This window comes from Pantoea sp. PvP021, assembly GCF_054056055.1.
In genome coordinates, this window is the sequence record NZ_JBSRXX010000005.1 from 110,126 (window position 1) to 132,563 (window position 22,438).

General features: G+C 57.1%; 23 protein-coding genes. 16 read left to right on the forward strand and 7 right to left on the reverse strand.

From position 1 onward, the window contains the following. The first annotated feature begins 15 nt into the window (after positions 1-15). Positions 16-1,026, forward strand: a complete 1,011-nt coding sequence (locus tag ACVKSX_RS15120; RefSeq protein ID WP_033780961.1) for a Gfo/Idh/MocA family protein — start codon at positions 16-18, stop codon at positions 1,024-1,026. Between the two features lie 47 nt (positions 1,027-1,073). Beyond that, positions 1,074-1,970, forward strand: coding sequence for a myo-inosose-2 dehydratase (gene iolE, locus ACVKSX_RS15125; protein ID WP_010253335.1), 897 nt, complete (start codon positions 1,074-1,076; stop codon positions 1,968-1,970). 55 nt (positions 1,971-2,025) lie between these two features. Here the strand turns inward: iolE and ACVKSX_RS15130 are convergent, their stop codons facing one another. Continuing rightward, the gene (locus ACVKSX_RS15130; protein ID WP_010253333.1) at positions 2,026-2,580 is read right to left on the reverse strand and encodes a DcrB family lipoprotein; all 555 of its coding nucleotides are present in this window, start codon (positions 2,578-2,580) and stop codon (positions 2,026-2,028) included. A 116-nt stretch (positions 2,581-2,696) separates the two neighbouring features. Then, complete coding sequence (locus ACVKSX_RS15135; RefSeq protein WP_010253331.1) at positions 2,697-3,362, reverse strand: 7-cyano-7-deazaguanine/7-aminomethyl-7-deazaguanine transporter; 666 nt, start codon at positions 3,360-3,362, stop codon at positions 2,697-2,699. A gap of 204 nt (positions 3,363-3,566) precedes the next feature. On the opposite strand from ACVKSX_RS15135, the gene tusA reads away from it, so the two are divergent. Next, a complete protein-coding gene (gene tusA, locus ACVKSX_RS15140; RefSeq protein ID WP_010253330.1) occupies positions 3,567-3,818 on the forward strand; it encodes a sulfurtransferase TusA in 252 nt (83 codons plus the stop codon). 54 nt (positions 3,819-3,872) lie between these two features. Here tusA and ACVKSX_RS15145 read toward each other — a convergent pair whose 3' ends face one another. After that, positions 3,873-6,164, reverse strand: a complete 2,292-nt coding sequence (locus ACVKSX_RS15145; RefSeq protein ID WP_187507252.1) for a zinc/cadmium/mercury/lead-transporting ATPase — start codon at positions 6,162-6,164, stop codon at positions 3,873-3,875. 93 nt (positions 6,165-6,257) lie between these two features. Continuing rightward, complete coding sequence (locus tag ACVKSX_RS15150) at positions 6,258-6,887, reverse strand: lysoplasmalogenase (RefSeq protein ID WP_010253326.1); 630 nt, start codon at positions 6,885-6,887, stop codon at positions 6,258-6,260. A 144-nt stretch (positions 6,888-7,031) separates the two neighbouring features. Here ACVKSX_RS15150 and ACVKSX_RS15155 point away from each other — a divergent pair, with 144 nt between their 5' ends. Continuing rightward, positions 7,032-7,388 (forward strand): DUF2500 domain-containing protein, encoded by a 357-nt coding sequence (locus ACVKSX_RS15155; protein ID WP_033759060.1) that lies wholly within the window; start codon positions 7,032-7,034, stop codon positions 7,386-7,388. 26 nt (positions 7,389-7,414) lie between these two features. Here the strand turns inward: ACVKSX_RS15155 and ACVKSX_RS15160 are convergent, their stop codons facing one another. Both ACVKSX_RS15160 and rsmD read right to left on the reverse strand, forming a co-directional pair. Beyond that, positions 7,415-7,687 carry a DUF1145 family protein gene (locus ACVKSX_RS15160; RefSeq protein WP_003852192.1) on the reverse strand — a complete coding sequence of 91 codons (273 nt, stop codon included), beginning with the start codon at positions 7,685-7,687 and terminating at the stop codon, positions 7,415-7,417. Further along, positions 7,677-8,276 (reverse strand): 16S rRNA (guanine(966)-N(2))-methyltransferase, encoded by a 600-nt coding sequence (gene rsmD, locus ACVKSX_RS15165; protein ID WP_010671526.1) that lies wholly within the window; start codon positions 8,274-8,276, stop codon positions 7,677-7,679. Before rsmD ends, ACVKSX_RS15160 begins: the two co-directional genes overlap by 11 nt. 232 nt (positions 8,277-8,508) lie before the next feature. Between rsmD and ftsY the strand changes: the two genes are divergently transcribed. The 4 genes from ftsY (at position 8,509) to rpoH (ending at position 12,945) form a co-directional block, all read left to right on the forward strand. After that, the gene (gene ftsY / locus ACVKSX_RS15170) at positions 8,509-10,200 is read left to right on the forward strand and encodes a signal recognition particle-docking protein FtsY (protein ID WP_061901966.1); all 1,692 of its coding nucleotides are present in this window, start codon (positions 8,509-8,511) and stop codon (positions 10,198-10,200) included. A 5-nt stretch (positions 10,201-10,205) separates the two neighbouring features. Further along, positions 10,206-10,874, forward strand: a complete 669-nt coding sequence (gene ftsE / locus ACVKSX_RS15175) for a cell division ATP-binding protein FtsE (RefSeq protein WP_010253318.1) — start codon at positions 10,206-10,208, stop codon at positions 10,872-10,874. Next, positions 10,864-11,847 carry a permease-like cell division protein FtsX gene (gene ftsX, locus ACVKSX_RS15180; RefSeq protein ID WP_010253316.1) on the forward strand — a complete coding sequence of 328 codons (984 nt, stop codon included), beginning with the start codon at positions 10,864-10,866 and terminating at the stop codon, positions 11,845-11,847. The genes ftsE and ftsX overlap by 11 nt, the downstream gene beginning before the upstream one ends. A 240-nt stretch (positions 11,848-12,087) precedes the next feature. After that, positions 12,088-12,945, forward strand: coding sequence for an RNA polymerase sigma factor RpoH (gene rpoH / locus ACVKSX_RS15185; RefSeq protein WP_010253314.1), 858 nt, complete (start codon positions 12,088-12,090; stop codon positions 12,943-12,945). 59 nt (positions 12,946-13,004) lie between these two features. On the opposite strand, the gene panM is transcribed toward rpoH, so the two are convergent. Then, entirely contained in the window at positions 13,005-13,400 is a 396-nt protein-coding gene (gene panM / locus ACVKSX_RS15190; RefSeq protein WP_010253313.1) for an aspartate 1-decarboxylase autocleavage activator PanM, read from the reverse strand. Between the two features lie 395 nt (positions 13,401-13,795). Between panM and ACVKSX_RS15195 the strand changes: the two genes are divergently transcribed. From ACVKSX_RS15195 to ugpE, 8 genes are all read left to right on the forward strand, one after another. Further along, positions 13,796-14,908, forward strand: coding sequence for a branched-chain amino acid ABC transporter substrate-binding protein (locus ACVKSX_RS15195; RefSeq protein WP_010253311.1), 1,113 nt, complete (start codon positions 13,796-13,798; stop codon positions 14,906-14,908). Positions 14,909-15,042: 134 nt separating this feature from the next. Further along, positions 15,043-15,969, forward strand: coding sequence for a high-affinity branched-chain amino acid ABC transporter permease LivH (gene livH, locus ACVKSX_RS15200; RefSeq protein WP_009087789.1), 927 nt, complete (start codon positions 15,043-15,045; stop codon positions 15,967-15,969). Continuing rightward, positions 15,966-17,237, forward strand: coding sequence for a high-affinity branched-chain amino acid ABC transporter permease LivM (locus tag ACVKSX_RS15205; protein WP_010253305.1), 1,272 nt, complete (start codon positions 15,966-15,968; stop codon positions 17,235-17,237). The genes livH and ACVKSX_RS15205 overlap by 4 nt, the downstream gene beginning before the upstream one ends. Then, on the forward strand, positions 17,234-18,001 hold the full coding sequence (gene livG / locus ACVKSX_RS15210; protein WP_022624012.1) for a high-affinity branched-chain amino acid ABC transporter ATP-binding protein LivG: 768 nt from the start codon (positions 17,234-17,236) through the stop codon (positions 17,999-18,001). Before ACVKSX_RS15205 ends, livG begins: the two co-directional genes overlap by 4 nt. Position 18,002: 1 nt before the next feature. Further along, positions 18,003-18,716, forward strand: coding sequence for a high-affinity branched-chain amino acid ABC transporter ATP-binding protein LivF (livF, locus tag ACVKSX_RS15215; protein ID WP_029519452.1), 714 nt, complete (start codon positions 18,003-18,005; stop codon positions 18,714-18,716). A gap of 620 nt (positions 18,717-19,336) precedes the next feature. Continuing rightward, the gene (gene ugpB / locus ACVKSX_RS15220) at positions 19,337-20,653 is read left to right on the forward strand and encodes a sn-glycerol-3-phosphate ABC transporter substrate-binding protein UgpB (RefSeq protein ID WP_167430532.1); all 1,317 of its coding nucleotides are present in this window, start codon (positions 19,337-19,339) and stop codon (positions 20,651-20,653) included. A gap of 54 nt (positions 20,654-20,707) precedes the next feature. Further along, positions 20,708-21,595 carry a sn-glycerol-3-phosphate ABC transporter permease UgpA gene (gene ugpA, locus ACVKSX_RS15225; protein ID WP_010253295.1) on the forward strand — a complete coding sequence of 296 codons (888 nt, stop codon included), beginning with the start codon at positions 20,708-20,710 and terminating at the stop codon, positions 21,593-21,595. Then, positions 21,592-22,437: a sn-glycerol-3-phosphate ABC transporter permease UgpE gene (gene ugpE / locus ACVKSX_RS15230; RefSeq protein ID WP_010671530.1), complete on the forward strand. Its 846-nt coding sequence runs from the start codon at positions 21,592-21,594 to the stop codon at positions 22,435-22,437. The genes ugpA and ugpE overlap by 4 nt, the downstream gene beginning before the upstream one ends. The last annotated feature ends 1 nt before the right edge of the window (position 22,438 follow it).

Consider the following 22,438-nt stretch of genomic DNA (forward strand, 5'->3'; position numbering starts at 1 on the left):
TACACAGGTGTAATTATGACTTTGAAACTTGGCGTCATCGGTACAGGTGCAATTGGTCAGGAACATATTCGTCGCTGCAGCCACGTGCTGCAGGGTGCACAGGTGGTTGCCGTCTCTGACATTAATGTCGAAGGCGCGCGTGCCGCACTGCAACGCCTGAATATTGAGGCGGAGGTATTCGAAAATGGACACGACGTGATTCAGTCTCCGAATGTTGATGCGGTGCTGGTCACCTCATGGGATCCGACCCATGAAGAGTTCACCTTAGCGGCGATTGCCGCCGGTAAACCGGTGTTCTGTGAAAAGCCGCTGGCGATGAGCGCCGAGGGCTGCCGCCGGGTCGTGGATGCAGAGATTCAGGCGGGTAAACGCCTGGTGCAGGTCGGCTTTATGCGTCCTTACGATGCGGGCTACCGTGCACTGAAAAAAGTAATCACCGATGGCGATATCGGTGAGCCGCTGATGCTGCACTGCGCGCACCGCAACCCGACCGTGCCGGAGAACTACACCACGCCGATGGCGATCACCAACACCCTGATCCACGAGCTGGATGTGCTGCGCTGGCTGACAAACGATGACTATAAAACGGTGCAGGTGGTCTTCCCGCGCGTCACCTCGAAGTCACACAGTCAGCTGAAAGATCCGCAGATCGTGCTGTTCGAAACCCAGAAAGGGGTCCGCATCGACGTCGAGATCTTCGTTAACTGCGCTTACGGCTATGACATCCAGTGTGAAGTGGTGGGCGAAGAGGGGATTGCGCGCCTGCCAGAGCCCTCTTCGGTGCAGCTGCGCAAAGAGGCCCGCCTGTCGAATACCATTCTGGTGGACTGGAAAGATCGCTTTATCGAGGCGTATGACGTTGAGCTGCAGGCGTTTATCAACGACATCAAAGCGGGCCAGTTGACCGGTCCTTCTGCCTGGGATGGCTTTGCCGCCTCAGTCGCCGCCGATGCCTGCATTAAAGCGCAGAACAGTGGTGCGATTGAGCCGGTAGAGATGCCGCCGCGTCCTGCTTTCTATAACTGATTTAGCTGTCTATGCGGCATGGCCGCTCTCCGCCTGGGAATAAGATAATGAACAAAGAGAATGTAAAACTGGCGATCGCCCCGATCGGCTGGACCAACGATGACATGCCGGATCTCGGCAGTGAGAATACCTTCCAGCAAACCGTCAGTGAGATGGCGCTGGCTGGCTTTACCGGCAGCGAAGTAGGCAGCAAATATCCCCGCGATCCGGCGATTCTGAAACCGATGCTCGACATTCGCGGCATCGAGATCTGCAACGCCTGGTTCAGCACCTTTTTCGCTAATGGCGATAAACAGAAAACCATCGAACAGTTCATCGAGCATATGAACTTCCTGCATGCAATGGGCGCGCGGGTGATTGGCTGTTCCGAGCAGAGCAAAAGTATTCAGGGCACCGGGCTTGCGGTGTTTGAAGAGAAAGCCATTTTCAGCGATGAAGAGTGGCAGTTAACCGCGGAAGGCTACAACGAACTGGCCCGCATCGCGGCGGAGAAGGGGATGCGCGTGACGCTGCATCACCATATGGGCACCGGCATTCAGACCACTGAAGAGATTGACCGGTTTATGGAGATGACCGACGAGCAGGTCGGTTTGCTCTATGACACCGGCCACGTCTACTACTCCGAAGGCTCCCAGCAGAAAATGCTGGCGGTACTGGAGAAATATCTGCCGCGCATCTTCCACGTTCATCTTAAGGATGTGCGTGATGAGGTGGTCGCCGAGGTGCGTGAGAACCATCTTTCGTTCCTGGAAGGAGTGAAAAAGGGCACCTTTACCGTACCGGGCGATGGCGTGATCGACTTCAGACCGGTGTTCAAAATCCTGGATGATTACGGCTATAAAGGCTGGATGGTGGTTGAAGCGGAGCAGGATCCGGCACTGGCCAATCCGTTTGAATATGCGGTGAAAGCGCGGAAATATATTCGCGAGAATGCAGGTTTATAAAAAGCCCTTCTGAACGAAGGCTGGCTTCCCCGTGCAGGGAAGCCAGCCTTTTGTTTTACTTCAGCGTAATGCTTTTCACGATGTTGTCAGCATCGCTCTGCGCCTGCTGCTGATTATCACCTGGCAGCGTAATCTGCAGCGTCACCAGTTTGCCATCTACTTTCGCCAGAACCACTGAAGACCATGAGGTCTGGTTGTTGGCAGAAATCACCGTATCCAGCTGCTGCGCGGGCTGATCTTTCAGCGTCACAGATTTGTTCGACACCACCTGCAACTGCGGATCGCGGTTACGCTGCTGCTGTTCCATACGCTGCGACAGCACATCCAGCCCATCATTGGTCGGGTCGCCGGCAATCACAATAATGGCGCGGGCACCGGTTTCATCCGCATAAACGTGCATGTTAGTGGTCTGCGAACCCAGTTTACCGCTTTTATCGGACATGCCTGGTGGCAGCGAGAAGCTCAGTTTGCCATCCATCAGCGTGACGGTTTGCGCCGACTGACTGGCGCTGACGCCGTTGTCATTCGCCGCTTCATCTTTCTTCTGGTCACAGGCTGCTAAGCCGAGTACCAGTAAACCCATTCCTACATATTTCACCAGGTTGCGCATCAGAATCCCTTTTTAAGTTTCCAGTCAGGCATTAATACAACAGGAATCAGGTTGCAAACGCAACCTGATGATTGTCAGAAGATCTTAGCGGATAGTAGTGGAAACCGTATGGGCGCTTAGCCGAAATTGACCTGGCGGGCGGTCTGGCGTTCAGCCAGACGTTTCAGCGCCGCGTTGAGCAGCACGCCGTAGGCGGGCAGGAAGAAGACCATGCAGATCAGCACTTTGAAGCTGTAATCCACCAGGGCAATCTCAACCCAGTGCTGCGCCATAAACGCATCGGGGCTTTTATAGAAGGCGATAAAGAAGAAGGCCAGCGTATCGCTGATATTCCCGAGAAACATGGCGCAGCCCGGCGCAATCCACCACTGTGGCAGGCGACGCAGACGGTTGAACACGTGAACGTCGAGGATCTGACCCAGCGCGTAAGCCATAAAGCTGGCGCAGGCGATACGGGCAACAAACAGATTCATCACTTCCAGTGCCTGCCAGCCCTGCCATTCACCCTGATAGAACAGCGCCGAGACACTGTAAGAGATAAACAGTGCCGGGATCATCACGGCCAGAATAATGCGTCGGGCCAGTGGTGCGCCAAAAATACGCACGGTGAGGTCGGTCGCCAGGAAGATAAACGGGAAGCTGAATGCACCCCAGGTGGTGTGGAAGCCAAACACTGAAATAGGCAACTGAACCAGATAGTTACTCGAAGTGATCACCAGCAGGTGAAACAGCGATAACCAGAAAAGCGCATGCATGCGCTGACGCGAAGAAAATGCGAGCATATTCAACCTTTTTAATGTTGGGGTGAGGGAACCCATTGCGGGACGCCGTTCGGGCAGCGCCTGGCAGTTTTATGAGCAAAAAGCGGCGGCATCTTACCGCGTTGTGCTTTTTATGCAATGGTTAATTTTAGCGCAATCGTTATCGCCTTGCTTCACCGCCAGCACGCGCTAGAATGAGCGCCCCTTACCTGAACCGAGTTGATTATGAGCGATGCTTTTTCCTCTGCCGACCATCAGCTGGATGCCCGTGGCCTGCGTTGCCCGGAGCCGGTGATGATGGTGCGCAAAACCGTACGCAGCCTGCAGGATGGCGAGACGTTGCTGATCATCGCCGATGATCCGGCCACCACGCGCGATATTCCCGGCTTCTGCCGCTTTATGGAACATGGCTTGCTGGCGCAGCAAACCGACACGCTGCCCTATCAGTTTCTGATCCGCAAAGGCATGGCGGGTTGACGACAGCCGTACAGGCCGCCGTTAACCTCACTCTTCAGATCAGAAGCCGCCTGCTCAGGCGCGGCGACGCAGTAACCGCAGCGCGTTGGCGGTGACCAGCGCGGTCGCACCCGAATCTGCCAGCACCGCCAGCCAGAGTCCGGTCAGACCCAGCAGGGTTGTGACCAGGAAAATCGCCTTTAGCCCCAGCGCAATACCGATATTCTGACGGATGATGCGCCGAGTCCGGCGTGCCAGCGCAATCATCGGAGCCAGATTGCTGAGCTGATTACGCGTCAGGGCAGCATCGGCCGCTTCCAGCGCCACATCGGTGCCGCTGCCCATCGCAATGCCCAGCGTTGCCGCTTTCATTGCTGGCGCGTCGTTAATGCCATCCCCGACCATCGCCAGCGGCTGTTGCTGACTCAGTTCGCGGATCGCCGCGACTTTATCGGCGGGCAGCAGACTGGCGCGATAATCAATATCGAGCTGGCGGGCAATGGTCGCCGCAGCGCGCGGATTGTCGCCGGTCAGCATCAGGCTCTCAATACCCAGCTTTTTCAGCGCCTTTAACGCCTCGACGGCGTCGTCGCGCAACTGATCGCGCAGAGCCAGCGCACCCAGCGCTTCGCCATCGCGCATCAGCACCACCAGGGTTTCACCTTCAGCTTCCTGTTGCGCTATCTGCGCATTTTGCTGCGGCGTCAGACCGGGTGCATGGCCGGGCGTCAGCAGCTGAATCTGCTGGCCAGCGACTTTCGCGCTGATGCCGCGTCCCGCCTGCACCTGCTGATCCTGCGCGTCAGGAATCACCAGATCACGCGCCTGCGCGGCCGCCACGATAGCGCTGGCCAGCGGATGGGTGGCACCCTGTTCCGCAGCGGCGCTCAGCGCCAGCATCTCTGACTCGCTGGCCGTGCCAAAGCGCAGGATCTGCGTCAGCTGCGGCTTGCCCAGCGTCAGAGTACCGGTTTTATCAAACGCCATTCTGCGCACCGAACTCAGCCGCTCCAGCGCCGCACCGCCTTTGATCAGTGCGCCCTGTCGCGCCGCTGCAGCCAGCCCGGAGGTAATGGCGGCAGGCGTGGAGATCACCAGTGCACAGGGGCAGCCAATCAACAGCAGTGTCAGCCCTTTGTAGATCCACGGCTGCCAGTCGCCTGCGCCGAGCAGTGGCGGCACCACCATCACCAGCAGCGACAGCAGCATGACCAGCGGCGTGTAAATACGGCTGAACTGGTCGATAAAGCGTTCGACCGGCGCACGATGCGTTTCCGCTTCTTCAATCAGCTGCAGGATACGGTCGATCGCGCTTTCACCCGGCTTCGACACCACTTCCAGCATCACCAGGCGATCAACGCTGGTAGCACCGGCGAGGATTTTTTCGCCGCTGGCCCGCGTTACCGGCAGTGATTCACCGGTTAGCGCGCTCTCATCGAAACTGGCAAGCGGGCTGATTAAGCTGCCATCGACCGGCAAGCGGCTGCCCGCCGCGACTTCAATCACATCGCCGGGTTGCAGCGCTGCGAGCGGTACCTCAGTACGTTTGCCCTGTTCAAGACGGATCGCCGATTCAGGCCGCAACGCCATCAGGCTGGTAACGCCGCTGCGCGCCCTGGAAGCGGCATAGCTTTCCAGCTGTTCGCCCAGCTGAAACAACACCAGCACCATCGCGGCTTCAGCGTGTGCGCCAATAATCAGTGCGCCAGCTGACGCCAGCGTCATTAATGTCTCAATAGTAAAAGGCGATCCGCTGCGCAGACGCTGCCAGGCGCCGCGCGCCACCGGGACCAGGCCGACCAGCGTGGTCAGCACAAACAGCCGATCGCCCCAGGTGGGCGCGAACTGGCTGAGAATGCTACTGGCAAGCACCAGCAGCGCCAGCAAAATCAGCATCCGGTTATGCTGCCAGCCCGGCGTAGCGGGGGATGTGGCCGACGTGGCTGATGGGGTTGCGAGCTGGAAGCCGGCTTTTTTCACCGCCTGTTCAACGGCGTTTTGTACGTCCTGGTCAGCGTTGACCACCAGTTTCTCGCTGCTGAACAAGACACGGGCATCGGTCACGCCACTCACCTGACGGACAGCGGTTTCAATGGTGCGGGCACACGACGGGCAATCCATCCCGCTGACCTGCCAGCTAAAGGGATAACTGTCGGCGCCTCGCCGGTCGCTTTCCTCAGCGGTGTCGGCGTCGTTGCCAGGGCTGCAGTGACTGTCACAGCAACAGCCTGCCGTCTCGGCAGGTACAGGCGTCGCGGCGTGAATAGAAAGGGAGAGGGGGCGGGCCTGGCGAACCTGGCACAGCGGTTTTGCTGCGGCGTGACTGGCACGGGGTTTGCCGCAGCCACAGGCGTGATGTTGATGCATATGACCTCCAGAGTGTAAGGATAGTGGGATGAGCAACGCAGCCCATCCCTTATCCTACACTCTGGAGTGAACTCCAGAGTCAAGGCTATTTTTTCAGACGACCCACAACGAGCGCACGATCATAAAGTGACCGGCGAAGTAGCAGGCGGCGACAATCGCGCTGTCGGCGGTAAAGCGGCGACGATAGTGTGAGATAAACCAGACGGCGTTTGCCAGCAGCAGCAGACCGGCACCCACCATGATCGAGAAGCTGTAATCGGTCGGGCGGAAGAAGTACTGCTCGGTCGCTATCCAGGTCATCACCAGCGTCATGCCGATAAAGGTGCAGACAGGCCAGCGCAGATCTTCCAGTCGGCTCCAGATGATGCCAATCAGGGCGGCACCGATGATGAGCAGCGTCAGCGGAATCGGCCAGAAGAAGGTCATGGTCATGCTGGCGGCGAAGCAGAGGGTATAAAGCAGGTGCGACAGGAAGAAAGCCCCGATGGCATAGAGCATCTGCTGACGCGGCAGCAGCGTTAACGCATCACCGACCAGCGTCGCGACCAGACCGGCCAGAATCAGGTAGTCCGTAGTCTGCAGCACCGGTGCCTGCCAGGCCAGCCCGACAAGAAGCAGCAGCGTGACCGGCTTAAATAACCAGCGTTGCCATTGCGGGCCGCGATAGGTGGCGTCGACATAGAGCCAGCCGGAGAAAAGTACAGCGAGGAAAGACCAGAGCATTGTTTCTCCCTTTTTTGTTCAAAATGGTGAAAGATCCCAAAATATCCCTTCCAGTTTAGGTTAAGCCTCTGAGATGTGACAATCAGGCAACTCTGGTTGTATGCTTTGCCGCCTGATTAATCATCCTGCAGGCACAAGAACGCTATGAGCAAACCGCCGCTAATCTTTATCATCGTTCTGGCGATTATCGCCGTGCTGGCGACCCGTCAGTTCATTAAGCAACGCCGGGAAGTGGCGGTGAATGACGCTTCACCCGAGCGTTCTCTGCAGGTTGAGGTCAAAACCAAACGCGAATTTCCTGCACCCAATCGCCGTTCGCGGCAGCGGGAAGTGATCGCCGGGGAAGAGATGCGCTACGAGGTGCTGTTTCACCCGCTGAACGGTGCCAGCGACATCAAAGTGCAGCTTAAAGAGGCGGAATATCATCAGCTGGACAAGGGCGCCAGAGGTGAACTGAAGATGCAGGGCACGCGCTTTATCAGCTTCACACCCCGGCAGTAACCGGCGGGCAGTGCGCCCGCCCGGAATTATTTCTTGCGTGGGAAGTTTTTCTTCTGCCAGGCGACCAGTTCGAACACCCCGAACAGAAACACTTTGGCCTGGGTGACGCGGTCAATCGGCGGCGCATCTTTGGTCTGCGTGGTGCGCAGTAACACCAGCTGCAGGCCATGCATCAGGATCATGAAAATCAGCGCAACGTTGATAAAATAAGTCAGCGGTTTCGGGTAGGGATGAACCAGGTTAGCCAGTAAAAATCCCCACACGCATAGCATCAACAGACGCCCCAAATTAAGTAACATCCTGCGTCTCCTGTTGACGTTGATACAAACGATAAGCCACTTGTCCGGCTATTTTCTCGCGATAAAGATCCCACTCCGGCGGCACCGGCGGTGCGCCATTTTCCACTTCACTTTCGACGTAAATCAGCGCCTGATCGGCCAGCCAGTGATTCTGCTCCAGCAGCTGTAACGTCTGTTCCAGCAATCCCTGACGAAACGGCGGATCGATAAACACCACATCAAAGGGTTCACCTGGCTGTGCCAGCCAGTTTAACGCATTGGTCTGAATCACGGTGCCATTACTGGCGCGCAACGTCTGCAGATTTTTTGTCAGCTGCTGCGCCACCGGCCGTTCCAGCTCCAGCAGCGTCGCCGATCCCGCGTAACGCGACAGGGCTTCCAGTCCTAATGCGCCGCTACCGGCAAAGCAGTCGAGGCAGCGCGCCTCTGGCAGCACCGGGGCCAGCCAGTTAAACAGCGTCTCACGTACCCGATCGGTGGTCGGGCGCAGTCCGGCGCTGTCCGGCACCGGCAGTTTGCGTCCGCGCCACTGGCCGCCAATGATGCGAATCTGCCCGGCACCGCCTGTACTGCGGGGGTTTTTATTCATCTTGCTCACAACTCGTCATAATTTGTTGCGTAGTTTAACGGGCGAATCGGTGAGAAGAAACGTTAAAAAAGGGTGCTGTGGTGAGCTGGCTGGAAAGTGTTAGACTACTGAGTTGCTGAAGTCATGCATTATTCTGCGGTTTACGCCGGTCTGGCGCTGACCAACTTTCATTGATTTACCCCTGGAAACCACGCGCGACCGGGACAAAGCCATCGAGGAGTGTCGTCACACAATGGCAAAAGAGAAAAAACGTGGCTTTTTTTCCTGGCTGGGATTTGGCAAAGAGGAAGAGAAACAACCTGTCGCGGAGGAGCAGACACAAGAGGTCGCAGAACCCGCAGAGCAGCAGGCAGAACAGGACGCCCCGGCATTAAGCCAGGCTGAAGCGCAAGCGGAAGAGACTGTCGTTATCACCGAAACGGTGGCCGGGCAGCAGCGTGAGGCGGAAGTCACCGCGGCAGCGCCGCACGAGTCAGCACCCATGGTGCTGGATGAAGCTGCGCCGATTGAGGCCGATCCTGAAGCGCTACTGGAAATCGCCGCACCTGAACATGACGCGACGCCGGTTATTGACGCCGACGACGTGGTAAAGCCAGCCGTTGATGCGGAACCCGCGGATGCGCCGTTAAGCGAAGAAGAGCTGACCGCGCTGGCACTGGGCGATGCAGCGATCGTTGAAACCCCGGACAGCGAAGCGGACGCGCCGTTAAGCGAAGAAGAGCTGACCGCGCTGGCGCTGGATGACGCCGGGATCGTTGAAACCCCGCACAGCGAAGCCGAAGCGCCGTTAAGCGATGAAGCGCTGACGCCGGACGAGGCTGCGATCGTTGAAACATCGGACAGCGAAACGGAAGCACCGCTCACCGAAGAAGAGCTGACCGCACTGGCACTGGGCGAAGCCGAAGTCACCGACGCGGAACCGGCAGAGACATTATCCGATACCGTCAGCGATCTCCCGCTGGCCGCCGCGCCACTCATCGTGCAGGAGCAGGAGCGTCCCAGCAAAGAGGGCTTCTTTGCCCGCCTGAAGCGCAGCCTGGTGAAAACCCGTCAGAACCTCGGTTCCGGTTTTATCAGCCTGTTCCGTGGCAAAAAGATTGATGATGAGCTGTTTGACGAGCTGGAAGAGCAGCTGCTGATTGCGGATGTGGGTGTGGATACCACTCGCCGCATCATCACGCATCTGACCCAGCAGGCAAACCGCAAGCAGCTGCGTGACGCGGAAGCGCTCTTCGGCCTGCTGAAAGCGGAGATGGCCTCGATTCTGGCGAAAGTGGATGCGCCACTGGACGTCTCAGGCAAAACGCCGTTTGTGATCCTGATGGTTGGCGTCAATGGTGTAGGTAAAACCACCACCATCGGTAAACTGGCGCGCCAGTATCAGGCTGAAGGCAAATCTGTGATGTTAGCGGCTGGTGATACCTTCCGCGCCGCGGCTGTTGAGCAGCTGCAGGTGTGGGGCCAGCGCAATAACATTCCGGTGATTGCTCAGCACACCGGTGCAGATTCCGCTTCGGTGATCTTCGATGCTATTCAGGCGGCTAAATCGCGTGGCGTTGACGTGCTGATTGCCGATACCGCGGGTCGTCTGCAGAACAAATCGCACCTGATGGAAGAGCTGAAAAAAATTACCCGAGTGATGAAGAAACTGGATGATTCAGCGCCACACGAAGTGATGCTGACGCTGGATGCCAGCACCGGACAGAATGCGGTCAGCCAGGCCCGACTGTTTAATGAAGCCGTTGGCGTGACCGGGATTGCGCTCACCAAGCTGGATGGCACCGCTAAAGGCGGCGTGATCTTCTCGGTGGCCGATCAGTTCGGTATTCCGATTCGCTACATCGGCGTCGGTGAAGGCATTGAAGATTTACGGCCGTTTAAGGCGGAAGATTTTATTGAGGCACTGTTTGCCCGAGAGGACTAATTAGGATGATTCGCTTTGAAGAGGTCAGTAAGGCATATCTCGGCGGACGTCAGGCGCTGCAGGGGGTAGATTTCCGTCTGCGTCCCGGCGAAATGGCGTTTCTGACCGGCCACTCCGGTGCCGGTAAAAGTACCTTGCTGAAGCTGATTTGTGGCATTGAGCGCCCGAGTGCCGGAAAAATCTGGTTCAGTGGCCATGACATTTCCCGCCTGCGTAACAGCGAGGTGCCTTTCCTGCGTCGTCAGATCGGCATGATTTTCCAGGATCACCACCTGCTGATGGATCGTTCGGTTTATGAAAATGTGGCGATCCCGCTGATTATCTCCGGTGCCAGCGGCGAAGATATTCGTCGTCGTGTTTCGGCGGCACTGGATAAAGTGGGTCTGCTCGACAAAGCGAAAAGTTATCCGATTCAGCTTTCTGGCGGTGAACAGCAGCGTGTGGGCATCGCCCGTGCGGTGGTGAATAAGCCCGCCGTGCTGCTGGCCGATGAACCGACCGGTAACCTTGACGACGCGCTGTCAGAAGATATTCTGCGCCTGTTCGAAGAGTTCAACCGCGTCGGCGTCACCGTCCTGATGGCGACGCATGACAGCGGTCTTATCGCCCGACGCAACTACCGGATGATGACGCTGAATCAGGGACGTCTGCACGGAGGCCACGATGGTCAATAAACGCATTAAACGTCCGGCTGCGCCGAAAGCGAAGCAGCAGTCAAAGAGCAAAGCGCTGAAAGGCGGCTGGCAGGAGCAGTGGCGCTATGCGCTGCGCGGCACGCTTTCTGATATGTGGCGTCAGCCGCTGGCAACCCTGCTGACGGTGATGGTCATCGCCATTTCACTGACGCTGCCCAGCGTCTGCTACATGGTGTGGAAAAACGTCAGCCAGGCGGCAACGCAGTGGTATCCGGCGCCGCAGTTAACCGTTTATCTCTCAAAAACGCTGGATGACACGGCGGCAGAAAACGTGGTGGCGCAGCTCAAGCAGGTCGAAGGCGTGGATAACGTCAACTACCTGACGCGGGAAGAGGCGCTGAACGAGTTCCGCAACTGGTCAGGCTTTGGCGGCGCAATGGATATGCTGGAGCAGAATCCGCTGCCTGCGGTGGCCATCATTACACCTAAGCTCAATTTCCAGAACTCAGACACCATGCAAAGCCTGCGCGATCGGGTAACTAAAGTGCAGGGCGTGGATGAAGTGCGGATGGATGATAGCTGGTTTGCGCGGCTGGCGGCGCTGACCGGGCTGGTGGGGCAGATCGCCTCAATGATTGGCGTGCTGATGATCGTGGCAGTGTTCCTGGTGATCGGTAACAGCGTCCGGCTCAGCATCTTTGCCCGACGCGACACCATTAACGTGCAGAAGCTGATTGGTGCCACTGACGGCTTTATCCTGCGTCCGTTCCTCTATGGCGGGGCGCTGCTGGGCTTCAGCGGGGCAGTGCTGTCGCTGCTGCTGTCGGAAGTGCTGGTGCTGCGTCTGCAATCCGTTGTTGCCAGTGTGGCAACCGTATTTGGTACCACCTTCTCGCTGGAAGGCTTCTCGTGGGATGAGGCGCTGCTGCTGTTACTGATTGCGGCAATCATCGGCTGGGTGGCTGCGTGGCTGGCAACGGTACAACATTTACGTCGATTTACGCCGCAGTAAACGCCTGCAACATTTTTTTGTTATAATGGTCCTCTGCTACCGATGGTGGGTGCAGAGGATATTTCCCCTCTTCCCTTCCTGTCATCTGTGTGTAAAATATTCACCGCTATAATTGAACTTGTGGATAACTTTACCACTCTAAGTAGCACAGATTGCTTTCGGATTTCGCGCGACGTTGACTTAATGTATCGTCTGCGCAGGGAAATGTGCGGCAATTCCACTGAATTTGTGAGGGTTTGAATGACCAAAGAAATGCAAACTTTAGCTATTGCTCCTCTTGGCAACCTGGAGTCTTACGTCCGGGCTGCGAATACCTGGCCGATGCTCTCGGCAGAAGAGGAAAAAGCGTTGGCTGAACGGCTGCATTACCAGGGCGATCTGGATGCGGCAAAGACGCTGATCCTGTCTCACCTACGCTTTGTAGTTCATATCGCTCGTAATTACTCCGGCTATGGTCTGCCACAGGCTGACCTGGTCCAGGAAGGCAATATCGGCCTGATGAAAGCGGTACGTCGCTTCAACCCAGAAGTGGGCGTGCGTCTGGTTTCGTTTGCCGTGCACTGGATTAAAGCGGAGATTCACGAATACGTGCTGCGTAACTGGCGTATCGTGAAAGTCGCGACCACCAAAGCACAGCGTAAGCTGTTCTTTAACCTGCGTAAAACCAAGCAGCGTCTGGGCTGGTTCAATCAGGACGAAGTCGAGATGGTTGCGCGTGAGCTGGGCGTAAGCAGCAAAGATGTGCGTGAAATGGAATCGCGTATGGCCGCGCAGGATATGACCTTTGATATGTCTGCCGACGACGAGAGCAGCGAAGGCCGATCTATGGCACCCGTGCTTTATCTTCAGGATAAAACCTCTGACTTTGCTGACGGCATTGAAGAGGATAACTGGGATGCGCACGCGGCTGACAAGCTGAGCTATGCGATGGAAGGTCTGGATGAGCGTAGTCAGCACATCATTCGCGCCCGCTGGCTGGACGAAGACAATAAAACCACGCTGCAGGAGCTGGCCGATCAGTACGGCGTGTCAGCCGAACGTGTCCGGCAGCTGGAAAAGAACGCCATGAAGAAACTGCGTATGGCGATCGAAGCGTAACGCACTTCGACATCTTAAGGGGCGACTTTATGTCGCCCTTTTTGTTTTTCTGCGCCTGACTATTCTACCGCCATTATCCAGCCATCACTCTGCGCCCTGAAGCCACACGCCTGCATAAAGGCTGCCCGCACCTGCTGATCGTCACTGCCATCATCGGCAATCCACCAGTCCGCTATCGACCCATTCTGCCTGATCGTCTCTTCCAGTAAATATTGTCCCACCCCGCGTCGGCGCGTGACATCGCGCACCGACAGCCGGTGAACTTTGCCGTGGATTCCGGCGATTTCCAGCTGCAAACCCGCCAGTAGCCGGTCGTTAAAACGGGCAGCATAGAGACGATGGCGCTCATCCAGCTGCTGCTCCAGTTGTTCAATCTCCAGATCCGGCCAGACTTTGCCAAGATCGATGCGGTCCTGCGCGGTCAGCGTGGTTAAACGCTGGATAGTGAGCTTCATAACAAAAACCTCTGTAACAGGGGAAAGTGCAGCGAAAATGTACAACCAGAGTGCTACCACATTTTCATCAATAAAACAGGTCAAAAGATGGTCGGGATGCCAGGATGATAGTTGTAAACAGGGATAGCGTGCGATCAATCCAGCATAACGCGCTGGCAAAGCGGTGAAAAACCGGCCGTTGCCTCCAGTGTATTATGCTGTTTCACTCAGTCAATTCTGAATATGTCAGTTGATTTACAGAAGAAACTTCCTGTTTAATAACCTGAAAAATAAAGTCTTATTAATAAAAAATGTCAGAAAAGTACGCTAACTCATTCATGCTTAATCAGTTTTCGACTTTATCTGACAGCACAAACACTCACAACATACACGACAAAACAAATGGGGTAGTCAGGATGAAAATGAAAGGTCGCGCATTACTGGCGGGATGTGTAGCACTGGCGATGAGCCATGCGGCGCTGGCTGAAGATATCAAAGTGGCGATTGTCGGCGCAATGTCTGGCCCGGTGGCGCAGTACGGCGACATGCAGTTCGCCGGTGCGACTCAGGCGATTGAAGATATCAACGCCAAAGGCGGTGTTAACGGCAACAAACTGGTTGCGGTGAAATATGACGACGCCTGTGACCCGAAACAGGCGGTTGCGGTAGCGAACAAGGTGATTAACGACGGCATCCGCTACGTGATCGGCCATCTCTGCTCTTCATCCACCCAGCCCGCTTCTGACATCTATGAAGATGAAGGCGTGCTGATGATTACCCCGGCGGCGACCGCCCCTGACCTGACTTCCCGCGGCTATAAACTGATTATGCGCACCACCGGTCTCGACTCCGATCAGGGGCCGACCGCCGCGAAATATGTGATGAGCGAGCTTAAACCGCAGCGCATCGCCGTAGTGCATGACAAACAGCAGTATGGCGAAGGCCTGGCGCGCTCCGTACAGGAGAGCCTGAAAAAGCAGGGCGCCAATATCGTGATGTTTGAAGGTATCACCGCTGGCGATAAAGATTTCTCTACGCTGGTCGCGCGCTTCAAGAAAGAGAACGTCGATTTCGTCTATTTCGGCGGTTACTACCCGGAAATGGGTCAGATCGTGCGTCAGGCACGTGCTGCGGGCCTGAAAACCCAGTTTATGGGACCGGAAGGCGTGGGTAACGCCTCGCTGTCGAACATCGCCGGTGCCGCTTCTGAAGGCATGCTGGTGACCCTGCCAAAACGCTACGACCAGGTTGAAACCAACAAACCGATCGTGGAAGCGCTGAAAGCGAAGAAACTGGATCCGACCGGACCGTTCGTCTGGACCACCTATGCCGCACTGCAGTCGCTGGCAACCGGCATGGAGCGCAGCAAGAGCGCTGAGCCGGACGCTATCGTGAAAAACCTCAAGGAAGGTGCGGCGGTGCCAACCGTGATGGGCAACCTGAACTGGGATGAGAAGGGTGACCTTAAGGGCTTTGAATTCGGCGTCTTTAAATGGCATGCCGATGGCACCTCGACTGCTGTGAAGTAAACCAGGCTGTTTTGTGGTGAGCGGGAGGCCGGTTAACCGGTTTCCCCTGACCAGCGACACGAACGCCTGGTGCTGGTCTGCCAGGCGTTTTTTGTACCCCGATCGCCCACGATCGGTTAAGTAAGGGTCAAGGTATGTCCGAGCAGTTTCTCTATTTTATTCAGCAGATGTTTAACGGTGTGACCCTGGGCAGCACCTACGCGCTGATCGCCATCGGTTACACCATGGTTTACGGCATTATCGGCATGATCAACTTCGCCCACGGCGAGGTCTACATGATCGGTAGCTATGTCTCCTTTATCGTGATTGCCGCCCTGATGATGATGGGCATCGACACCACCTGGCTGATGATTGCGGCCGGCTTTGTGATGGCGGTAATTATCTCCAGCGCCTACGGCTGGAGCATCGAGCGCGTCGCCTACCGGCCTGTGCGCTCATCCAAGCGCCTGATTGCGCTGATCTCCGCCATCGGGATGTCGATATTCCTGCAAAACTACGTCAGCCTGACGCAGGGTTCACGCGACCTGGCGCTGCCGAGTCTGATTACCGGACAGTGGACGGTAGGCGAGAGCAACGGCTTTGCCGCCACGATTTCTACCATGCAGATAGTGATCTGGGTGGTGACGTTCCTGGCGATGCTGGCGCTGACCACCTTTATCCGCTACTCACGCATGGGCCGCGCCTGCCGCGCCTGCGCAGAAGACCTGAAAATGGCCAGCCTGCTGGGAATAAACACGGACCGCGTGATCTCGCTGACATTTGTCATCGGTGCCGCGATGGCCGCGGTGGCGGGCGTATTGCTGGGACAGTTCTACGGTTCAATCAACCCCTTCATCGGCTTTATGGCAGGAATGAAGGCATTCACCGCCGCCGTGCTGGGCGGGATTGGCAGTATTCCGGGCGCGATGATTGGTGGTCTGGTACTGGGCATCGCCGAGGCGCTGACCTCGGCCTATCTCAGCACGGAATATAAAGATGTGGTCTCGTTTGCCCTGCTGATTGTGGTGCTGCTGGTGATGCCGACCGGGATTCTGGGCCGCCCGGAGGTCGAAAAAGTATGAAGACTTCCTTTATCAATGCCCTGATCTCCTCGGTGATGCTGCTGGTACTCGCCACCTTCTTTATGGGGCTGCGCCTGAATCTGGACGGCACTAATCTGGTAGTGCAGAACGCCGGCAGCGTGCGCTGGAACTGGATCGCCACAGGCTGTGCGGTGGTGTTTCTGTTTCAGCTGCTGCGTCCGGTATGGCAAAGCGGCCTGAAGAAAATCTCCGGTCCGGCGCTGGTGTTACCGGGTCTGGATGGCTCGACGCCGAAGCAGAAACTGGTGATGGCGGTGCTGATTATCGCCGCCGTTGCCTGGCCATTCCTGGTGTCACGCGGCACCGTCGATATCGCCACCATGACGCTGATCTACGTGATGCTCGGTCTGGGCTTAAACGTGGTGGTCGGCCTCTCTGGCCTGCTGGTGCTGGGTTATGGCGGCTTTTACGCCATCGGTGCCTATACCTTTGCGCTGTTGAACCATTATTACGGTCTCGGCTTCTGGCAGTGCCTGCCGCTCTCCGGCATAGTTGCCGCGCTGTTTGGTCTGCTGCTGGGCTTCCCGGTGCTGCGACTGCGCGGCGACTATCTGGCGATAGTGACGCTGGGCTTCGGTGAGATCGTGCGTATTCTGCTGCTGAACAATACCGCCCTGACCGGCGGGCCGAACGGCATCAGCCAGATACCGAAACCGACGCTGTTTGGTCTGGAGTTTGGCCGTACGCCGCGGGAAGGCGGCTGGGATACCTTCCATAACTTCTTTGGGCTGAAGTACGATCCCAGCGACCGCATTATCTTCCTCTACCTGGTGGCGCTGCTGCTGGTGGTGCTGACGCTGTTTGTGATCAACCGGCTGCTGCGGATGCCGCTGGGCCGAGCCTGGGAAGCCCTGCGTGAGGATGAGATTGCCTGCCGTTCACTGGGCCTCAGCCCGACCCGCATCAAGCTGACCGCCTTTACCATCAGTGCCGCGTTTGCCGGTTTTGCCGGCAGCCTGTTCGCGGCGCGTCAGGGCTTTGTCAGCCCGGAATCCTTTACCTTTGTCGAATCCGCCTTTGTGCTGGCGATTGTCGTCCTGGGCGGGATGGGGTCGCAGTTTGCGGTGATTCTGGCCGCCATCCTTCTGGTGGTGTCACGCGAGCTGATGCGCGATCTCAATGAGTACAGCATGCTGGTGCTGGGTGGCCTGATGGTGCTGATGATGATCTGGCGTCCGCAGGGCCTGTTGCCGATGAAGCGTCCGCATCTGAAGCTCAGAACCGGTAAACAAGGAGAGCAGGCATGATTCAGCCTTTATTAGCCGTTGAAGGCCTGATGATGCGCTTCGGCGGGCTGTTAGCCGTGAACAATGTGGCGCTGGAGCTGCGTCCGCAGGAGATCGTTTCGCTGATTGGCCCCAACGGTGCCGGTAAAACCACCGTGTTCAACTGCCTGACCGGCTTTTACAAGCCAACCGGCGGGACGATCACATTGCGTGAGCAGCATCTTGAAGGGTTGCCGGGCCAGAAGATTGCGCGGATGGGCATCGTGCGGACGTTCCAGCACGTGCGTCTGTTCCGTGAGATGACGGTCATTGAGAACCTGCTGGTGGCGCAGCATCAGCATCTGAAAAGCGGCGTATTTTCCGGTCTGCTGAAAACTCCGGCGTTTCGCCGCAGTGAGAACGAGGCGCTGGATCGTGCGGCGACCTGGCTGGAGCGGGTGGGGCTGCTGGATCTGGCTAACCGTCAGGCGGGCAATCTGGCCTATGGTCAGCAGCGTCGGCTGGAGATTGCGCGCTGTATGGTGACGCGCCCGGAAATCCTGATGCTGGATGAACCGGCAGCGGGCCTTAACCCCAAAGAGACCCATGAGCTGGATGCGCTGATTGCGGAACTGCGTGGCGAACACAAGGTGTCGGTGCTGCTGATTGAACATGATATGAAGCTGGTGATGGGGATTTCTGACCGTATTTATGTGGTCAATCAGGGAACGCCGCTGGCTAACGGAACGCCGGAAGAGATTCGTAATAACCCGGATGTCATTCGTGCCTATTTAGGAGAGGCCTGAGATGGCAAATGCGATGTTAACCATTGAGAACGTCAGCGCCCACTACGGCAAAATTCAGGCGCTGCACAACGTCAGTCTCTACATCAATCAGGGCGAAATCGTCACCCTGATTGGCGCTAACGGTGCCGGAAAAACCACGCTGCTGGGTACGCTGTGCGGCGAGCCGCGCGCGACGCAGGGCACCATTACCTTTGATGGCAAAACCATCACCGACTGGCAAACCTCGCGCATTATGCGTGAAGCGATCGCCATCGTGCCGGAAGGCCGGCGGGTCTTTTCGCGCATGACGGTAGAAGAGAACCTGGCGATGGGGGGCTTTTTTGCAAGCCGTCCGGACTATCTGACGCGGATCAAGCGCGTTTATGAACTCTTCCCGCGTCTGGAGGAGCGTAAAATCCAGCGCGCCGGGACGATGTCGGGCGGTGAACAGCAGATGCTGGCGATTGGTCGTGCGCTGATGAGCCAGCCGCGCCTGCTGTTGCTGGATGAGCCGTCTCTGGGACTGGCACCGATCATTATTCAGCAGATCTTCGACACCATTGAGCAGCTGCGCAGCGAGGGGATGACTATTTTCCTGGTGGAGCAGAATGCGAATCAGGCGCTGAAGCTGGCGGATAGGGGCTATGTGCTGGAGAACGGGCATGTGGTGCTGGAAGACACAGGTTCAGCACTTCTTTCCAACGAAGCCGTCCGCAGCGCTTACTTAGGTGCCTGATGGGGCACGGCCTGGCTTACTTGCCATTTCGACACCGGGCAGTGCTCGTAATCCTCACGTATGTATATACGCTCCGGTTACTGTGCGCTTTGGTACACAGGCCTGGCTTACTGGTCAGGTTGCGGTTGGGCAGTGCTCGCCATCCTCACGTATATGTGTACGCTCCGGTGGCTGCGCGCTTTGGTACACAGGCCTGGCTTACTGGTCAGGTTGCGGTTGGGCAGTGCTCGCCATCCTCACGTACTACGTGTACGCTCCGGTGGCTGCGCGCTGTCCGCCCGCAACCTGCCTGCGCCGCCGACGGCCTTCGAAATGGGTGTGTGATGCGCCGCCGACGGCCTTGAGTGTCGGTGTTAGAGGGGCCGCCATCGCCTTTTGCATTTGGTGAGGTAGAATCCGCTGCGGGCTTTTTTACTGCCCAGCCGCTCTGCAAATTATGTAACCAAAACCTGGCAGCAGTGACGCGTTACCGCTGCGCTGCCAGCCTCCTCTTTTGCGCATACCGGTCTGTCACCCGGCTGTCATCTTTCTGTTATTAATCCTTCATTTCCCCGTGTCATGTTACTTCGCGAAACAGAAATCCGTGATTTCACGCGTATTTACCTGCACAGGAAAATTCTATGTCCGTCGTTACCTTTCGTCGTAGCCTGATGAGCGTGCTGCTCGGTCTGACGCTCAGCAGCCATGCCATGGCCGCCACTGAGATCCCTTTCTGGCACTCTATGGAAGGCGAGCTAGGCAAAGAAGTGGATTCGCTGGCACAGCGTTTTAACCAGACGCATCCCGATTACAAAATTGTTCCGACCTACAAAGGTAACTACGAGCAGAGCCTGGCGGCAGGGATTGCGGCAGTGCGCAGCGGCAAAGCCCCTGCGGTGCTGCAGGTTTATGAAGTCGGTACGGCGACCATGATGGCCTCACAGGCGATTGTGCCGGTGCATCAGGTCTTCAAAGACGCCGGTATCCCCTTTGATGAAAAGCAGTTCGTGCCAACGGTGGCGGGCTACTACAGCGACAGTAAAGGTCAGCTGATCTCTCAGCCGTTCAACAGCTCGACGCCAGTGCTCTACTACAACAAAGATGCCTTTAAAAAAGCGGGTCTGAACCCGGATCAGCCACCGAAAACCTGGCAGGAGCTCGCGACGGATGCCGCCGCACTGCGCAAATCGGGCATGAGCTGTGGCTACGCCAGCGGCTGGCAGGGCTGGATCCAGATTGAAAACTTCAGCGCCTGGCACGCTCTGCCGGTAGCGACCAAAAACAACGGGTTTGACGGACTCGACGCCGTGCTGGAGTTCAACAAGCCGGTACAGGTTCGTCATATCGAGCTGCTGGAAGCGATGAACAAGAAAGGGGACTTCACCTACTTTGGCCGCAAAGATGAGTCCACCGCCAAGTTCTACAACGGCGACTGTGGCATCACCACCGCATCATCCGGTTCGCTGGCTGATATCCGTCATTACGCCAAATTCAACTTCGGCGTTGGCATGATGCCGTATGACGAGACCGTACCGAATGCGCCGCAGAACGCCCTGATCGGCGGTGCCAGCCTGTGGGTGATGAAAGGCAAAGATGCGACAACCTACAAAGGCGTGGCTGAGTTTATGCAGTTCCTCGCTAAACCGGAAATCGCCGCGGAATGGCACCAGAAAACCGGCTATCTGCCGATTACCACCGCCGCCTACGAGCTGACTAAACAGCAGGGCTTCTACGATAAGAATCCGGGTGCGGATATCGCTACCCGTCAGATGATGAACAAGCCGCCACTGCCGTTCACTAAAGGCATGCGTCTGGGCAACATGCCGCAGATTCGTACCGTGATCGACGAAGAGCTGGAAAGCGTCTGGACCGGCAAGCAGTCGCCGCAGAACGCGATGGATAACGCAGTGAAACGCGGTAACGAGTTGCTGCGCCGCTTCCAGCAGCAGGTGAAGTAATCTCTCCTTGCGGGCCAGCTCAGGCTGGCCCCTCTCTCTGACGCCAGGTACACCATGTCTTCATCTCGTCCGGTCTTTCGCACCAGCCTGTTGCCCTATCTTCTGGTGCTGCCGCAACTGCTGATTACCGCCATCTTCTTTCTCTGGCCTGCCGGTGAAGCGCTGTGGTACTCGCTGCAAAGCCTCGATCCCTTTGGCATCTCCAGCAGCTTTGTCGGCCTGGAAAATTTCAGACGCCTGTTTGCCGATCCTTACTATCTGGATTCGTTCTGGACCACCATAAAATTCAGCGGCATGGTCACGGTGTTCGGCATGGTCTTTTCGCTGCTGCTGGCGGCGCTGGTGGATTATGTGGTGCGGCTGCGCCGTCTCTATCAGACGCTGTTGCTGCTGCCCTACGCCGTTGCGCCTGTCGTGGCCGCGGTACTGTGGATGTTCCTTTTTAATCCGGGCCTAGGCCTGTTCAGCTATCTGCTGAACCACATCGGCTACAACTGGAACTATGCGCAAAACAGCGGTCAGGCGATGTTCCTGATTGTGCTGGCATCAATCTGGCAGCAGATGAGCTACAACTTCCTGTTCTTCTTCGCTGCGCTGCAATCGATCCCCAAATCGCTGGTGGAAGCCGCCGCCATTGACGGTGCCGGACCGGTGCGTCGCTTCTTCAACCTCTCGCTGCCACTAATTACGCCGGTCAGCTTCTTCCTGCTGGTGGTGAATCTGATCTACGCCTTCTTCGATACCTTCCCGGTAATCGATGCCGCCACCGGCGGCGGGCCGGTGCAGGCGACCACCACGCTGATCTACAAAATCTATCGCGAAGGCTTTACCGGTCTGGATCTCTCCTCGTCCGCTGCGCAGTCGGTGGTGCTGATGCTGCTGGTCATCGGGCTGACGGTGCTCCAGTTCCGCTTTGTTGAACGTAAGGTGCAATACCAATGATTGAGAATCGACGCGGGCTGGATCTCTTCAGCCACATCGTGCTGGTGCTGGGCGTGCTCACCATCCTGTTTCCGCTCTATGTTGCCTTTGTGGCGGCGACGCTGGATAACGAAGCGGTCTATCAGGTGCCGATGACGCTGGTGCCCGGCACGCACCTGTGGGAGAACATCTCGCGCATCTGGACGCATGGCGTCAACGGCAACGGGCCGGCGTTTGGCCTGATGCTGCTCAACAGCATGATCATGGCGCTGGGCATCACCTTCGGCAAAATCACGGTGTCGATGCTGTCGGCGTTTGCGCTGGTCTGGTTTCGCTTTCCGCTGCGCACGCTCTTTTTCTGGCTGATCTTCATCACCCTGATGCTGCCGGTTGAGGTGCGTATCTTCCCGACAGTACAGGTGATTGCCGATCTCAACCTGCTCGACAGCTACAGCGGATTAACCCTGCCGCTGATGGCCTCGGCCACCGCCACCTTCCTGTTCCGCCAGTTCTTTATGTCGCTGCCGGATGAGCTGGTGGAGGCGGCGCGTATCGACGGTGCCAGCGCGATGCGCTTCTTTATCGACATTGTTCTGCCGCTGTCGAAAACCAATCTGGCGGCGCTGTTTGTGATCACCTTTATCTACGGCTGGAACCAGTACCTCTGGCCGCTGCTGATCATCAATGACGCCAGCCTCGGCACGGCGGTGGCGGGGATTAAAAGCATGATCTCCTCCAGCGGATCGCCGACCCAGTGGAATGAAGTGATGGCGGCAATGTTATTAACCCTGATCCCACCGCTGGTGGTGGTGTTAGTCATGCAGCGTGCCTTTGTGCGCGGTCTGGTTGAGAGTGAGAAATAAG

What these genes read in the sequence shown, in the direction of transcription:
- ACVKSX_RS15120 (WP_033780961.1), top strand. Translation starts at nt 16, where the DNA reads ATGACTTTGAAACTTGGCGTCATCGGTACAGGTGCAATTGGTCAGGAA.
- iolE (WP_010253335.1), top strand. Translation starts at nt 1,074, where the DNA reads ATGAACAAAGAGAATGTAAAACTGGCGATCGCCCCGATCGGCTGGACC.
- ACVKSX_RS15130 (WP_010253333.1), bottom strand. Translation starts at nt 2,580, where the DNA reads ATGCGCAACCTGGTGAAATATGTAGGAATGGGTTTACTGGTACTCGGC.
- ACVKSX_RS15135 (WP_010253331.1), bottom strand. Translation starts at nt 3,362, where the DNA reads ATGCTCGCATTTTCTTCGCGTCAGCGCATGCATGCGCTTTTCTGGTTA.
- tusA (WP_010253330.1), top strand. Translation starts at nt 3,567, where the DNA reads ATGAGCGATGCTTTTTCCTCTGCCGACCATCAGCTGGATGCCCGTGGC.
- ACVKSX_RS15145 (WP_187507252.1), bottom strand. Translation starts at nt 6,164, where the DNA reads ATGCATCAACATCACGCCTGTGGCTGCGGCAAACCCCGTGCCAGTCAC.
- ACVKSX_RS15150 (WP_010253326.1), bottom strand. Translation starts at nt 6,887, where the DNA reads ATGCTCTGGTCTTTCCTCGCTGTACTTTTCTCCGGCTGGCTCTATGTC.
- ACVKSX_RS15155 (WP_033759060.1), top strand. Translation starts at nt 7,032, where the DNA reads ATGAGCAAACCGCCGCTAATCTTTATCATCGTTCTGGCGATTATCGCC.
- ACVKSX_RS15160 (WP_003852192.1), bottom strand. Translation starts at nt 7,687, where the DNA reads ATGTTACTTAATTTGGGGCGTCTGTTGATGCTATGCGTGTGGGGATTT.
- rsmD (WP_010671526.1), bottom strand. Translation starts at nt 8,276, where the DNA reads ATGAATAAAAACCCCCGCAGTACAGGCGGTGCCGGGCAGATTCGCATC.
- ftsY (WP_061901966.1), top strand. Translation starts at nt 8,509, where the DNA reads ATGGCAAAAGAGAAAAAACGTGGCTTTTTTTCCTGGCTGGGATTTGGC.
- ftsE (WP_010253318.1), top strand. Translation starts at nt 10,206, where the DNA reads ATGATTCGCTTTGAAGAGGTCAGTAAGGCATATCTCGGCGGACGTCAG.
- ftsX (WP_010253316.1), top strand. Translation starts at nt 10,864, where the DNA reads ATGGTCAATAAACGCATTAAACGTCCGGCTGCGCCGAAAGCGAAGCAG.
- rpoH (WP_010253314.1), top strand. Translation starts at nt 12,088, where the DNA reads ATGACCAAAGAAATGCAAACTTTAGCTATTGCTCCTCTTGGCAACCTG.
- panM (WP_010253313.1), bottom strand. Translation starts at nt 13,400, where the DNA reads ATGAAGCTCACTATCCAGCGTTTAACCACGCTGACCGCGCAGGACCGC.
- ACVKSX_RS15195 (WP_010253311.1), top strand. Translation starts at nt 13,796, where the DNA reads ATGAAAATGAAAGGTCGCGCATTACTGGCGGGATGTGTAGCACTGGCG.
- livH (WP_009087789.1), top strand. Translation starts at nt 15,043, where the DNA reads ATGTCCGAGCAGTTTCTCTATTTTATTCAGCAGATGTTTAACGGTGTG.
- ACVKSX_RS15205 (WP_010253305.1), top strand. Translation starts at nt 15,966, where the DNA reads ATGAAGACTTCCTTTATCAATGCCCTGATCTCCTCGGTGATGCTGCTG.
- livG (WP_022624012.1), top strand. Translation starts at nt 17,234, where the DNA reads ATGATTCAGCCTTTATTAGCCGTTGAAGGCCTGATGATGCGCTTCGGC.
- livF (WP_029519452.1), top strand. Translation starts at nt 18,003, where the DNA reads ATGGCAAATGCGATGTTAACCATTGAGAACGTCAGCGCCCACTACGGC.
- ugpB (WP_167430532.1), top strand. Translation starts at nt 19,337, where the DNA reads ATGTCCGTCGTTACCTTTCGTCGTAGCCTGATGAGCGTGCTGCTCGGT.
- ugpA (WP_010253295.1), top strand. Translation starts at nt 20,708, where the DNA reads ATGTCTTCATCTCGTCCGGTCTTTCGCACCAGCCTGTTGCCCTATCTT.
- ugpE (WP_010671530.1), top strand. Translation starts at nt 21,592, where the DNA reads ATGATTGAGAATCGACGCGGGCTGGATCTCTTCAGCCACATCGTGCTG.